This is a genomic window from Polaribacter sp. IC073 (genome assembly GCF_007997075.1).
Lineage (GTDB): Bacteria > Bacteroidota > Bacteroidia > Flavobacteriales > Flavobacteriaceae > Polaribacter.
Genome location: NZ_VORS01000005.1, coordinates 286,911 through 301,801, shown reverse-complemented (window position 1 = coordinate 301,801; position 14,891 = coordinate 286,911). Strand labels below are relative to the sequence as shown.

Annotated in this window: 11 protein-coding genes and 1 pseudogene; 9 read left to right on the top strand and 3 right to left on the bottom strand. The window is 32.2% G+C overall.

From position 1 onward, the window contains the following. Window positions 1-113: 113 nt before the first annotated feature. The 4 genes from ES045_RS09635 (at window position 114) to ES045_RS09620 (ending at window position 5,530) form a co-directional block, all read left to right on the top strand. Window positions 114-614 carry a DUF456 domain-containing protein gene (locus tag ES045_RS09635; protein WP_147115879.1) on the top strand — a complete coding sequence of 167 codons (501 nt, stop codon included), beginning with the start codon at window positions 114-116 and terminating at the stop codon, window positions 612-614. 541 nt (window positions 615-1,155) lie between these two features. Further along, entirely contained in the window at window positions 1,156-2,850 is a 1,695-nt protein-coding gene (lysS, locus tag ES045_RS09630; RefSeq protein ID WP_147115877.1) for a lysine--tRNA ligase, read from the top strand. A 990-nt stretch (window positions 2,851-3,840) separates the two neighbouring features. Then, a complete protein-coding gene (locus ES045_RS09625; protein ID WP_147115875.1) occupies window positions 3,841-4,758 on the top strand; it encodes a glutaminase in 918 nt (305 codons plus the stop codon). Window positions 4,759-4,828: 70 nt separating this feature from the next. Further along, complete coding sequence (locus ES045_RS09620) at window positions 4,829-5,530, top strand: hypothetical protein (protein ID WP_147115873.1); 702 nt, start codon at window positions 4,829-4,831, stop codon at window positions 5,528-5,530. A 127-nt stretch (window positions 5,531-5,657) separates the two neighbouring features. Here ES045_RS09620 and rsmG read toward each other — a convergent pair whose 3' ends face one another. Next, complete coding sequence (rsmG, locus tag ES045_RS09615) at window positions 5,658-6,287, bottom strand: 16S rRNA (guanine(527)-N(7))-methyltransferase RsmG (protein WP_147115871.1); 630 nt, start codon at window positions 6,285-6,287, stop codon at window positions 5,658-5,660. A gap of 123 nt (window positions 6,288-6,410) precedes the next feature. Here rsmG and ES045_RS09610 point away from each other — a divergent pair, with 123 nt between their 5' ends. The 4 genes and pseudogenes from ES045_RS09610 (at window position 6,411) to ES045_RS16810 (ending at window position 10,313) form a co-directional block, all read left to right on the top strand. Next, window positions 6,411-7,502 (top strand): fatty acid desaturase family protein, encoded by a 1,092-nt coding sequence (locus ES045_RS09610; RefSeq protein WP_147115869.1) that lies wholly within the window; start codon window positions 6,411-6,413, stop codon window positions 7,500-7,502. Window positions 7,503-7,526: 24 nt separating this feature from the next. Beyond that, window positions 7,527-8,720: a pyridoxal phosphate-dependent aminotransferase gene (locus ES045_RS09605; RefSeq protein WP_189663068.1), complete on the top strand. Its 1,194-nt coding sequence runs from the start codon at window positions 7,527-7,529 to the stop codon at window positions 8,718-8,720. Between the two features lie 674 nt (window positions 8,721-9,394). After that, a pseudogene (locus ES045_RS16855) lies at window positions 9,395-10,038 on the top strand (DUF4407 domain-containing protein). Between the two features lie 44 nt (window positions 10,039-10,082). Further along, window positions 10,083-10,313, top strand: coding sequence for a DUF4407 domain-containing protein (locus tag ES045_RS16810; protein WP_317131307.1), 231 nt, complete (start codon window positions 10,083-10,085; stop codon window positions 10,311-10,313). Window positions 10,314-10,611: 298 nt separating this feature from the next. On the opposite strand, the gene ES045_RS09595 is transcribed toward ES045_RS16810, so the two are convergent. Together ES045_RS09595 and ES045_RS09590 are read right to left on the bottom strand one after the other, a co-directional pair. Next, window positions 10,612-11,211: a PhnA domain-containing protein gene (locus ES045_RS09595; RefSeq protein WP_147115867.1), complete on the bottom strand. Its 600-nt coding sequence runs from the start codon at window positions 11,209-11,211 to the stop codon at window positions 10,612-10,614. Between the two features lie 56 nt (window positions 11,212-11,267). Beyond that, on the bottom strand, window positions 11,268-13,649 hold the full coding sequence (locus ES045_RS09590) for a penicillin acylase family protein (RefSeq protein WP_147115865.1): 2,382 nt from the start codon (window positions 13,647-13,649) through the stop codon (window positions 11,268-11,270). A gap of 74 nt (window positions 13,650-13,723) precedes the next feature. Here ES045_RS09590 and ES045_RS09585 point away from each other — a divergent pair, with 74 nt between their 5' ends. Further along, window positions 13,724-14,887 carry a DegT/DnrJ/EryC1/StrS family aminotransferase gene (locus ES045_RS09585; protein ID WP_147115863.1) on the top strand — a complete coding sequence of 388 codons (1,164 nt, stop codon included), beginning with the start codon at window positions 13,724-13,726 and terminating at the stop codon, window positions 14,885-14,887. Window positions 14,888-14,891: the final 4 nt, after the last annotated feature.

Below are 14,891 nucleotides of genomic sequence, written 5' to 3'. Positions count from 1 at the left end.
GGTTTTGTACTTTTGTTGTATTAAAGAATGAACTATAGTATTGCGAAGGACGAAACAATCTCAAACTTTAAAAAGAAGTATTTTATATTAAGTTCTCGATAACAAAAAAAACGATGGATATTTTCTTACTAATTATTGGCTTTCTTTTGGTACTTCTAGGAATTATAGGTTCTTTTCTACCAATTCTACCAGGTTGTTTAACGGGTTGGTTTGGCTTATTAGTTTTACATTTTACGACTGTAATTCCTATGAATTGGACTTTCTTAGGAATTACTTTAGCCATTGCACTCCTTATATCGCTGCTAGATTATATAATTCCTGCAATTGGTGCGAAACGTTTTGGCGGAAGTAAATATGGCGTTTATGGAACCACCATTGGTTTAATTGTAGGTTTGCTTACTCCTATTCCGTTTGGAATCTTAATTGGTGCTTTTTTAGGTGCATTTATTGGAGAATTAATATATGATACATCCGATAGAAAAAGAGCTATAAAAGCGTCATTTGGGTCTTTTATTGGTTTGTTAGCTTCTGCAACGATTGAGTTTGCTGTGGCTTTTGTATTTGTTATTTTATTTTTGAGGAAGTTTTGGGAATTTAAAAGTGAGTTTTTCTGATGCCTTAAAACACATAGAAAACATCTTTTATAATGTGTAATTGTGAGGAAAAATCTTGAAGCAATTTGTTTGTTATATTTCTATTTCATTGATAAAAAGAAACTAAAATTTAAAATAGGTCTTCACCGGTTTAGTATTTCTATGATTGAAACAATTACTTGGTCTTCTTTTACGTCTTTTAAGTACGCTCGTAAAAATGTTTAGCCCAGATTGAAGCATTTGTTTGAGCTCTTTTTTATGCTATTTCTGAATAAAAAAAGCGAGTGCGGAAAGCTGGAAGTAGCTTCAAAAAAAAATAAAGAGCAAAAAAAAAGCGTCCCATTTAAGGGAAGCTTTCCATTGGTTAACAAAACCACGACACTTTTTATAAAGTGCCAAACAACACAACTAAATGCTACTTCAACAAAAAGTAGCGGGCAAATATACAACGTTTTATGATATCTACAATAAAATATTCTTATTTTATCGAAATCTTCAATTGCCAAATTATTATAACGTTGTATCTTTGCAGTCTTTAAAAATTATCACTAATATATAAGAAATGCAATTATCAGAACAAGAAGTTGTACGTAGAGAAAAGCTAGCAAAGTTAAGAGATTTGGGGATCAACCCGTATCCTGCAGATTTATTTCCAGTAGATACTAACTCGAAAGAAATAAAAGAGCACTACGCAGAAAGTAAACAGGTGGTTATTGCAGGCCGTTTAATGGTTATAAATATTCAAGGAAAAGCTTCTTTTGCGCAGTTGCAAGATGGTGAAGGTAGAATTCAGCTTTATTTTAACAGAGATGAAATTTGTGCCGGAGAAGATAAAACTTTGTACAATGATGTCTTTAAAAAATTACTAGATTTAGGTGATTTTATAGGGGTTGAAGGTGAATTATTTACAACTAAAGTAGGTGAGAAAACCGTAAAAGTAAAATCTTTTAAAGTATTGAGTAAAGCGTTAAAACCTTTGCCAATGCCTAAAGTAAAAGATGGTGTTACTTTTGACGCTTTTACAGACCCAGAGATGCGTTACAGACAACGGTATGCAGATTTAGTGGTGAATCCGCACGTAAAAGAGGTGTTTATTAAGAGAACAAAATTGTTTAACGCCATGCGTTCTTTCTTTAATGACGCTGGTTATTTTGAAGTTGAAACGCCGGTTTTACAACCAATTCCTGGTGGTGCAGCAGCAAGACCTTTTATAACACATCACAATTCTTTAGACATTCCGTTGTACATGAGAATAGCGAATGAATTGTATCTTAAAAGATTAATTGTTGGTGGTTTTGATGGCGTGTATGAATTCTCGAAAAACTTTAGAAATGAAGGAATGGACAGAACGCATAATCCTGAATTTACTGCCATGGAAATCTATGTTTCGTACAAAGATTACAATTGGATGATGGATTTCTGTGAGCAACTTTTAGAGCATTGTGCAATTGCGGTAAACGGAACTTCTGAAGCTACTTTTGGTGAACACAAAATAGACTTTAAAGCGCCATACGCAAGAGTAACCATGGCAGATTCTATTAAACATTTTACTGGTTTTGACATTAATGGAAAAACAGAGGATCAAATTAGAGAAGCTGCAAAAGGCATGAATATTCCTGTCGATGAAACGATGGGGAAAGGAAAATTAATTGATGAAATTTTTGGTGAAAAATGTGAAGGAAACTACATTCAGCCAACTTTTATTACCGATTATCCGAAAGAAATGTCTCCACTTTGTAAAGAACACAGAGACAACCCAGAATTAACAGAGCGTTTTGAGTTAATGGTTTGTGGTAAAGAAATTGCAAATGCATATTCTGAATTAAACGACCCAATTGACCAACGTGAACGTTTTGAGCATCAATTAAAATTAGCACAAAAAGGAGATGATGAAGCGACTGAATTTATAGATGAAGATTTCTTAAGAGCTTTAGAATATGGTATGCCACCAACATCTGGTATGGGAATTGGAATGGACCGTTTAATTATGTTCTTAACCAACAATCAATCGATACAAGAAGTACTTTTCTTTCCTCAAATGAGACCAGAGAAAAAAGCACCTTCTATAGAATTAAACGATGAAGAAAAAACCGTTTTAGCAATTATTACGAAAGCTGAAAAAATCGATTTAAACGATTTAAAAATTCAATCTGGTTTGTCTAACAAGAAATGGGACAAAACCATTAAAGGTTTAACAAAGAAAGATGTTGCCAAAGTATCTAAAACCGATGAAGGTTTGTTTGTAGAGCTTTTATAAAATACAACGCCTGTCATTCCGAAATGAGCTTTTTTAAGCGATTGAGGAATCTCATAAAAATAAAGTTTAGATTCCTGCCTTCGCAGGAATGATAAAACAGTAAAAAAGGAATTACAACATGTAATTCCTTTTTTACTTTATAAGCTAATTTTCTGTAACAAAGCTAGAACCCTTAGAATATCTTCGGGAAGCTTTACAATAATCCAAGACCATTATCAACCTAAAAAAAAAGCTTTACAATACTCGTTGGTTTTATTGCGCTAGTTCGTTGCAAACTAAATTAGCCTGCAACGATACCTAAAAACGAAAAAACTACCTTTTACTTTTTGTCTGGGTAATTTTCTTTTTTACTATTCTTGCTTGATACATATATGTTCCATAAGGTTAGCCCTATATATAGCGAGAATATGATACCCCCTACTATAAAAAATCCTATACTCATTTGGTTCTTCTTTGTCTAATTGCTATTGCAAACAATAATATTGTACCTGGCCAATGTGCTGAGTATTGAGCTTCATCTGTCATGCCTAATAAGCCATATCCTACGGAGTATAATAAACAAAGGAATGCCAAAATAATTGGATACCACTTTAAAATAAAAATTTTCATCTTTTAATATATTAATTAGTCCCAACTAATATACTGAATATTCGCAGTGTTTTACGAAAAAGAAATGTAATTTTATTTCAAAATGCTATTTAAACTGAATCCATTTTATGCTAATCGTTCTTACCTTTTTTTTTATGCTTGTAAAAATGAGGGCGAGTTCATAAAAATTTTGAGGAAAATTCTTCTAAGATTAGTGCGAACAATAAATTGAGATGTACTTTTCTATAGAAATAACTTTCTAATTGCTTTTTTCCCATTGTTTTTTTTTGCTACGAAAAATTCTTTTAATTTTAAATGGATAATAAAATTTTGAATTGTTATTTTCCATTATTTCATAAAAGTATTTTTTTATAAGTTTGTTGCACAAATATTAAATTATTGATGGAAAACTATAAAAAAATAATTGAAGACATTTATTTAGATTTAAAAGATGTTGAAGATACAGGGAAAATAGCGGATTATATTCCTGAGTTGGCATTTGTAGCTCCTGATAATTTAGGGATAAACATTACAACCATCAATAAAGAAAGTTTTGGAGTGGGTGATTTTGAAAAGAAATTTTCCATACAAAGTATTGCTAAAATATTGTCATTAACCTTCGCTTACAAATTAGAAGGGGAACCGTTATGGAAAAGAGTTGACGTAGAGCCTTCTGGAAACCCTTTTAACTCACTTTTACAATTAGAAGCAGATTTAGGAAAACCTAGAAATCCGTTTATAAATTCTGGTGCACTTGTAGTTTGTGATGTTTTATTGAGTCATTTAGAAAATCCGAAAGAAGATTTTTTGAATTTTTGTAAAGAGATTTCTAACAATACCTCTTTAAGCTACAATGAGAAAGTTGCACAATCAGAAAAAAGTGTTGGTTTTAGAAATGTTGCTTTGTGTAATTTTATAAAATCTTTTGGAAACATTAAGAATAATGTTGATGATGTCTTAGATTTCTACTTTCATATCTGTTCCTTAGAAATGAACTGTAAAGAGCTTTCTCAAATCTTTTTATATTTAGCTGACGATTTTTATACAACTGTAAAAGGAAAAAGAATACTTACTATGAATGAAGCAAAAAGGATAAATGCAGTAATGCTTACTTGTGGTTTTTATGATGAATCTGGCGAGTTTGCTTTTCGTGTTGGTTTGCCAGGAAAAAGTGGTGTCGGTGGCGGTATTATTGCTATTCATCCAGATAAATTCTGTATGACAGTTTGGAGTCCGAAATTAAACGAAAAAGGAAATTCTTACAAAGGAATGTTGTTTTTAGAAAAGTTTACAACAAAAACTGCTTCTTCTATTTTTTAAGAATTTTATCAAAAAAAACATAACAAGTCCTAAAAATGATTTCATATTAGTATTAAAGTCACCCATTATTATGATCGATTTAGCTCACACCGAGAATCAAATTCAGAATGTAACCAATTTTAAAGACCTAATTTCTTCGCCATTTCATGGAGAAATAAATGCAATGCGCTGGGAGCGTAAATTAAGAGGTGATTTTTCTGAAATTGTTAAAAAGGGAACACAAAATGAAAATATAGCAGAACTTCACCCAGAAGAACTTCTTGAACTACAATTAAGTGAACAAGGGCAACTTGCTCGTAATCTTCTTTTAAATGACATGAAACTATTAAAAAAACATGGTGCATCCCCAACTCTTAATATCATAAAAAATTACGACAGAGATGATGCTTTCCCCTTTTTTCCTACCGATGTTTATTCTTTTCATGTAGACCGTTCTCCAATACCAACCGACACGTTTTTATGCACGTACATTGGCGAATCAAGTGAAATATTGCCAAATTCTCAAGCCATTCAAAAAATCCTTAATCCCGAAATACGAGCAGAACTTAAAAAATTATATGGAGAAGAAGAGGGGGAAGGTTTTGAAGAATTTTTGACAGAGTTTTTCTTTGATTTACATTATCAAGCTAAATTAAGTGCAAAACCAATTCAATTAGGAGTTGGTCATTTATGGAAGTTGGCAATCGATCATCCTAAAAGTAAAGTCTTACCTTGTTTGCATCGAGCACCAAAGGAAAAAACAGGACAAAGCAGGTTATTGTTAATCTGCTAAACACAACTTTAGTAAGTATAAAAGTACTTCAAAAAATATGTTTAAAATATAAAAGATGCACTAGAAAGTGCATCTTTTATATAAATTTTCTTTTTTATCGAAGACTTCTAAAGGTTACTTTAAAGTATTAGCCTTTAAACTTCATCCCTAAATGAACCACTTTTTTGGTTTCGTAAAAATCTTCTTCGAAATAATCTGTTAAATCATAAATGGTAGCAGACGTATATAATTTTAATTCTTCAGATAAATCACCACCTTTTAAATATAAAATTCCGTTTTTTAAATCGTGATTTTGTTTTTTAGCAATTCTACCTTTAGTCCACCCCACAAAAGTTTCCATTTGTGCCACGGCTCTACTTACAATAAAATCATACGTATCTTTCACTTCTTCTACTCTGCCATTGGTTGTTTTTACATTTTCTAAACCTAAACCTTCTACAACTTCATTGACAACTTTTATCTTTTTACCGATAGAATCTACCAAGTGAAACTGAGTTTCTGGAAATAAAATGGCCAACGGAATACCAGGAAAACCACCACCTGTACCAACATCTAACACTTTAGACCCTGGTTTAAACTGCACCACTTTTGCTATTCCTAAAGAATGTAAAACATGGCGTAGATATAATTCGTCTATATCTTTTCTTGAAACAACATTTATTTTCAAATTCCAATCTTGGTACAACTCTTGTAACTTGTTAAATTGTTGAACTTGTGTTTCTGATAAATCTTTAAAATATTTGTGAATGATATCCATCTAAGTAATGTTTGATTTGCAAAAATAGTTATAGTTTACAAACAATTCGTAACAAAAACTGACGTTTATCATAAAAAGCAAATTCAAAAAGATTATTTTTGCAACTCAATATTAAAATACTGAATGAAAACAATAAATTTCTCAAGAGTAGATAAGGCTAAATTCTTTCGAACTCTAAATAAAAGAGTAAATACTTATTTCAAAGAAAACGAGTTAAAAAGAACAGGAAACTGGAAATTGTATACCAAAGCAATTATTATGTTTTCTTTATTTCTAATTCCGTTTATATTAGTGCTAACCGTTTCTATGCCACAGTGGGCAATGGGTTTACTAATGATTTTAACAGGAATAGGAATGGCTGGTGTTGGTATGAATGTAATGCACGATGCTAATCATGAATCGTTTTCTAAAAGAAAATGGGTAAATAAGTTAATGGGAAGCAGTATTTATATTTTAGCTGGAAATGTGTATAACTGGAAGGTACAACACAATGTTTTACACCATACATTTACAAATATAAAAGACCATGATGAAGATATAGATGCCGGAAGAATTATTCGTTTTTCGCTACATTCTAAATGGTTGAAAATTCATAAACTTCAAAAATATTATTCTATCTTCTTATACGGTTTGTTAACAATTAACTGGGCTATTACTACAGATATTAAGCAAATGCACCGGTATTTAAAAAGAAAATTATCTTATGGTAAATTTCCAAATCCTACAACAGAATGGACAAAGTTGGTTGTTTCTAAAGTTGCCTATTATGCCCTTTGGATTGTCTTACCTTTATTAGTTTTAGATGTGGCATGGTGGAAAATAATTATCGGCTTTTTTGTAATGCACTATACAGCTGGTATGATTCTAAGTTTGGTTTTTCAATTGGCACATATCGTACCAAATACAGAAATGCCAATTCCAGATAAAGACGGTAATTTAGAACACACTTGGGCAGTCCATCAATTATATACAACTTCTAACTTTGCTCCTAGCAATTGGTTAGTAAATTTCTATACTGGTGGTTTAAATCATCAAGTTGAACATCATATTTTTCCGCACATTTCTCATGTACATTATGATAAATTAGCTAAAATTGTAAAAGAAACTGCCATCGAATTTAATTTGCCATATAATGAATACGAAACCATGCGTAAAGCCATTGTAGAACATTTTAGGCATTTAGGAGTTTTAGGGCAAAAACCTGAATTAGCATAAAAACAACACACAACTAACAGTACAATGAAACATCCACTATCGGACAGAATTAACAGTTTACCTGTATCTCAAACTTTAGCAATGGCTGCCAAAGCAAGAGAATTAAAAGCAGCTGGAAAAGATATTATTAGTTTGAGTTTAGGAGAACCAGACTTTAACACACCAGACTTTATAAAAGACGCTGCAATAGAAGCAATCAATCAAAATTACAATTCGTATTCTCCAGTAGACGGGTATGTAGAGTTAAAAGAAGCGATTTGCACAAAGTTTAAGCGCGATAATAATTTAACATATACACCAAATCAAATTGTAGTTTCTACCGGAGCAAAACAATCTATCGCAAATATTGCGCAGGTCTTATTAAACCCAGGAGACGAAGTTTTATTACCAGCACCTTATTGGGTTAGTTATTCTGCAATTGCTATTTTAAGTGAAGCAAAATATGTTGAAATTCCATCTTCTATAGATGACGATTTTAAAATTACGCCAGCACAATTAGAGCGCGCAATTACGCCAAAAACAAAAATGATCTTCTTTAACTCACCAAACAACCCTAGTGGTTCTATGTACAGTGAAGAAGAATATAGAGCATTGGCTGCCGTTTTAGAAAAGCATCCGCAGATATTTATTTTATCAGATGAAATTTACGAGCACATAAACTATGGTGCAAAACCATTTAGTTTTGCTGCCATTGAAAGCATGTATGACAGAACCATTACTGTAAACGGTCTTGCAAAAGCATTTGCAATGACAGGTTGGAGAATTGGTTACATCGGCGCACCAGAATGGATTGCCAAAGCATGTACAAAAATGCAAGGGCAAATTACCTCTGGCGCAAATTGTATTGCACAAAGGGCTGCAATTACCGCTGTTTTAGCACCAGTTTCTAAAATTCAATACATGGTAGATGAATTTAAAACACGTAGAAATATTGTTGTTGGTTTGTTAAGAGAAATAGATGGTTTTAACGTAAACGTTCCGGAAGGTGCATTTTATGTATTCCCAGATATTTCTGCATTCTTTGGAAAAACCATTGACGGTGTAAAAATCGAAAACGCAAATGACTTTTCTTTATTTATTTTAGAAAAAGCAAATGTTGCAACAGTTACAGGAGATGCTTTTGGTGCACCAAATTGCATTAGAATGTCTTATGCAGCATCAGAATTACAGCTACGCGAAGCAATTAAAAGAATCAAAGAAGTCTTAAGTGAGAACTAATTCTCACTATATAAATTATAAATCCATCTATTTTTAGATGGATTTTTTTTTGCTTTGGCGTATTTTTAAAATAAAAAACCGCGCTTTACACTATATCTTTTTAAAGGTCTCATCAGAAATTTTACTTAGTTCTAGACCTTAGCAATCTCAATATTTAAAATAAATTACCTGTTTCTATTTAAAAAGGATGCCGTTTCAATCGCTCTCGCGAACCTGTTTGCCAACGATTTTTTTTCCTTAAAAGAAGAAATTGCTTTTCAAATATAAAACCTCACAGGTGTTAGAAACTTCTAAGATTTTTTTTACTAAAGCGAAATGACTGCAATGGCAATCACAAAAACAGATATTTGTAAGATCACTCCTATCTGACTTTTAGTCTTTCCTTGATGATTTAAAATAAGAGATTTAATTCTAGAGATCGACTTAACCTTCTTTCTTTTAGTATCTTTCTTTACTTCTTGTTTATAAGTCGAAGTTAAAATGCCCCTTTCTACCCTTGTTGTTTTTTTTAAGTAATTCATAGTTCTTAATTTTAGTAAATTATACAAAGAAGACTCCACTTAACAACATTTACTAAGATTTAAACTTCTTGAAAATTAATATAAATTCATTTTAATAGCGTTCATTCTTTACAACAATACGGAAAAAATAGCTCTTCTCCAAATATTAAGACCATGCTTCAAAGATTTTTCATCACTTGCGCCGGTATCGATCAAAACAATAGCTATAATTATTCCGATGGTGAACAGAACAAATATGCAGGTATTGGAGCAACCATGTTTTTTACAGCAGTTACGGCTACAATTGCTGGTAACTATGCCTTATTTGCAGTTTTCGAGAATGTATATACTACAATTCTATTCGGACTTAGTTGGGGTTAACCATCTTTAATTTAGACAGATTCATCGTTTCTACCATAAAAAAAGACTCTAGACAGATAGAGGCTTTACCAAGAATTTTATTAGCTATAATTATTGAGATGGTAATTTCTAAACCATTAAAAATATTTGAGAAGGAAATAAATCAGGTTTTATTGACCGAGAAAAACCAAATGACTTTAGATAATAAAACTAAAATTGCACAATAATTTACACCAAAAATAGCTCATATAAATTCAGAAATGAACCTCTTAAAAACAGCCATAAGAACAGAGGAAACAAACACAAATACGTTATACGAAACCTACATTGCTGAAGCCAAAGGTGGAAAAGGAACAAGATTATTAGGAAAAGACCCCGTTTATGACAAGGAAAGACAGAAACAGGATACTTCTTTAGCGGCATTGAATCCACTAAAAAAGACAATTCAAAAAAATTAAATCAAAAGAACGGGCAATTGCTTATTTAATTGAAAAATCAGAAATTGTTAGAAACAAAAACACCACCAATCTCAGCAAATTTTGACGGATTAATGGCTAGAATGGCTGCTTTAAACAAATTACCTTGGTTGTCTTCTTTCTCTATGTTCTTGTTGTTTTTAACCATTGAAACTTCGCCAATATTTGCAAAGCTAATTTCGCAAAAAGGAGCATACAATTTTAAATTAGAAGATGAAGAAACGGCAGTAAAAACGTGGGTACAAGAACAAATGTAGCAAAAGAGAAAAAATGTTGCAAGCAAATATTCTTGTTAGTAAAAAGTGTACGGAGATATACCTAGAGAAGATGAAATCTATGAGTATAAACAAAAAATGGCTCGCAATTTAATAAAACTGCAAGCCAATTATTTCTTTAAAAACAACAAAATATGCTGTACTTTACAGCATCTAAAAATAAATTTAAAATTCGTCACTGCAGGGTGTTAGCCTGTTGCGAAGTAAGAGCAAAAGCAATCTCTTTTTTAAATAACAAATTGCTTCAGTGATTCTTCCATTGCAATGACGGCGTAAAAACTTACTCTTTTTCTGCCATTTTCTTAACGTAATCTGTAATAATTACAATTTGTGTTGGTCCTACTTTACCTTCAATAAAATTTGCATTGTCATGATCTAAAGAAATTCTTCTTACAGCAGTTCCTTGTTTTGCAACCATGCTAGAACCTTTTACTTTTAAATCTTTTATTAAAACTACAGAATCTCCTGCTTGTAAAATTACACCATTTGCATCTCTGTGAATTATTTTTTCGCTCTCGTCTAAATGATCTCCAGATTCTTTTGCAAAACGTAAATCGTCATCTTCTAGATACATCATATCTAGTAAATCTTTTGGCCAACCTTCATTTCTTAAACGAGACAACATTCTCCAAGCAACAACTTTTACTGCTCTGTGCTCACTCCACATAGAATCATTTAAACAACGCCAATGGTTTGCTGCTGTTTCCTCTGGATTGTCTATTTGCGTTATACACGTTTCACAAGCTAGTAAGCTTCCATCAACTCCACTACCACCAACTGTTGATGTTGGTTTTACTTCATAAACAGACAAATTCTCTGTTGCTGTACATAATTCGCATTTATTTCCACTTCTTTTTTCTAAATCTTGTTGTAAACTCATTGTTGTATATTTATGTTGAATGTTCGCAAAAGTACATTTTTAAATTAATTTGCTTCTTATTTTTCAGCTTTCAAAATTAAAACATTTTCACTTTCTCTAATTTCTGCTGTGTTCAATTTCATTTTAAAGAAATCTCCCTTTAAAAAACTTTTTGCTTGATCTTTGTAATGTTTGCTAAAAACACGACCAGATTGTCCTGTAGGTACAATTGCTAAACTATTTTCTACATCAGAAAAATCGATAATTCTTCTAGTTGAAGGACCTGCTTTTACTTTATAATAACCGGTAGCATCGATGTCGTAAATTTGATTATTAATTACTTGATCTCCACCAGAGGTTACAAAAGGGCCAACATTAAAATATTTTCTTAGCACCGCAACTTCGCCAACGGCATGCTTGTGTTCTACAGAAACTACGCGCTCCCATTTCCAATCGGCTACATTTGCACCTAATTGATCTTCTAAAAAAGAAAATGCATTTTTAAAAGAGGTGGTTACAATTTCTTGTTTTGTTTCTACTTTGTCTTTTGTTGTAACATTGTCCCACCAAACAGATTTTTCTTTTGCTGCTTGCACCGGTAAAACTTTTTCTATAAAAGGGGTATTTGCAAACTGATCGAAGCCTTTTCCCATCTCATCTGCAAAGGTGTTTTTTTGAAATTCATAGACCAATCGATTATAGATTACGGGCGCAACTTCATCTTTATCAAAATTTCCTTGCCATGTTTCTAAAATATGAATTGCTGTTTTTTCACTGGCAGATAAGTTCTTTTTATCTAAAGAGCGTATAAAACTTTTAACAACTTCGGGTGCTTTAGGCGATGTTACATCCATCATCATTTTTGCAACATCTTGTTTTGTCCAATCGTTTTTTGGTGCTACCAAATTAACAATTCTTTTGGCTCTATCTTCTGATAAATAATACCCAGGATACAAGTCATTTGACATAGCATCTGGTTGATTATTTGCAGAATACACGTAGTTTATGTCCGGATTTATGGCTTGCGGATTTTCTTCAAAATCTAAATATTCTTTAATCTCGTCTTCACCAGAACTACCGTTTAAGAAAGTCTTTGTATACAAAGAATCCCTGTACTTATATAATTGTCCGGTAGCAAACCAAGCAATGTTGTTTTTTGCATCACCATACATCATATTTAAACCTGGTGCGTGTAATTTGCTTGCGCCGTTTTTAAACTCTGTTATGTTTTTAGCGTGAGACATTTCATAAGCCACATCTAAAATTTTATTTTCTAATTTAGTATAAATCCACTGCATTGCAACGGGTTTCTCTGTTTCTAAATGGGTTATAATTCCGTTCATTAAAGGACCATGTTTACTTACTTTAATGGTATAAAGTGAATCTTTTACATCTTTAATCTTCAATCGTTTTTCAATAAAGGTGTAATCGTAATACGCTTCTTTAAATTTGTATTGATCTGTATTCTGCGGATTATTTTCTTCCTCATAAAAATCAATGTCATCATTTTCAAACATTGTTAAACCATACGCGAAGTCTTTATTATGCCCTAACAAAGGAAAAGGAATCAGCGCTAAATGAAAACCATACATTTCATAATCTGGCGTCTTTACATGTGCCTGATACCAAACAGAGGGTTGTGAATACCCAATATGCGGATCGTTTGCAAAAATTACTTTTCCGTTCTTCGTTTTATCTGCACCAATTACCCAAGAGTTACTACCTATAAAAGGCGAAATTGGCAAAACATCCATTAAACTATGCATTGCCTCAGAGAAAGCTCCGGTTATTTCAGGATTCTTTTCATTTTCAATAAGTGTTAAGTTTTTAGTTTCTACACCAATCAATTCATTAAAATAAGTTGCACCTAATTTCTCTTTTACCTCGTTTAGCATCGGGTCTGTTTTATGTGCAATGGCAAAACTAAAAGCCATATAACCAAAAACATTGTACATGTCTTTTAAAGTATATTTTTCTTTAGCTACCCCAACTAAATTGAACTCTATGGGTGTTTTTCCGTTTTCTATATATTGATTAATGCCATCTAAATAAGCGATTGCCATTTTATACGGAACAGCATTTTTATCTAAATTCGCGATTGTTTTTGCAGCTGCTTCTTCAATTCCTAAACCAGAAAAAAGCTTGTCTGTTGGTATTAATTTTTCTCCAAAAATTTCTGACAATCTTCCTGCTGCTATCCTTCTAATTAATTCCATTTGCCACAACCGGTCTTGGGCATGCACATACCCCAAAGCAACATAAGCATCTTGTTGGTTTTTTGCATTGATATGAGGAACACCTATTTCATCAAAATGAATCGTAACGTCTTCTGTTGTATTTTCTATTTTAATTTCACCATTGTACGTTGGTTTTAGTGTTTTGGTATAGAACCAACCGGCTACAAGTGTTACTATGATAATAACAATTAAAAATAGGATACTTTTTTTAATAATTTTCATGGAAATCTGTTTGATTAATTCAAAGGTAATAGATTTATATTGTATTTTTGAAACGTTTATTAAAACACTACTTCATGAAAAAAATTCAAATGGTAGACCTTCAAGGTCAATATGCTAAAATTAAAGAATCCGTTAACAATTCTATTGAACAAGTGCTAGACACATCAGCATATATAAATGGACCTTTGGTTCATGAATTTCAAGCAGATTTAGAGAAATATTTAGATGTAAAACACGTAATTCCTTGTGCAAATGGCACAGATGCACTGCAAATTGCAATGATGGGATTAGGCTTAGAGCAAGGAGATGAGGTTATTACAGCAGATTTTACTTTTGCGGCAACGGTAGAAGTTATTGCGCTATTAAAATTAACACCCGTTTTGGTAGATGTTGATGCAGAAACGTATAACATCGATATCGAAGCTTTAAAGAAAGCAATTACTCCTAAAACAAAAGCCATTGTACCTGTTCATTTATTTGGACAAGTTGCAAATATGGATGCGATTATGGAAATTGCAAAAGAACACAACTTATTTGTAATTGAAGACAATGCGCAAGCAATTGGTGCAAGTTACACGTTTAAAGATGGTACTAAAAAGAAAGCAGGTACTATTGGTCATGTGGGTACAACTTCATTTTTCCCTTCTAAAAACTTAGGTTGTTATGGTGATGGTGGTGCAATTTTTACAAATGATGATGCCTTAGCGCACACCATTAGAGGAATTGTAAATCACGGAATGTACACCCGTTATTACCATGACGTTGTAGGTGTAAACTCTCGTTTAGATTCAATACAAGCGGGCGTTTTACAAGCAAAATTACCACTTTTAGATAGCTATTGTAATGCTCGTAGAAATGCTGCTCGTTTTTATAACAATGCGTTTTCTAACAACCCAAATATTATAGCGCCCACCACAAAATCGAATGCAACAAGTAGTTGCGGTCAAATTTGCGATGTTTGCGATTGTCATGTTTTTCATCAATATACATTACAGATTACCAATGGTAAAAGAGATGCATTGCACAAACATTTATTAGAGCAAGGAATTCCGAATGCAATTTATTATCCGGTTGCTTTACACGAACAAAAAGCATACAAAGACACTCGTTATAATGAAAGTGATTTCCCTGTAACAAATGAGTTGATAAAAACGGTAATTTCTTTACCGATGCACACAGAGTTAGAAACAGAACAATTAGAATTTATAACAAATACGATTAATAATTTTATCAACTAAAAAA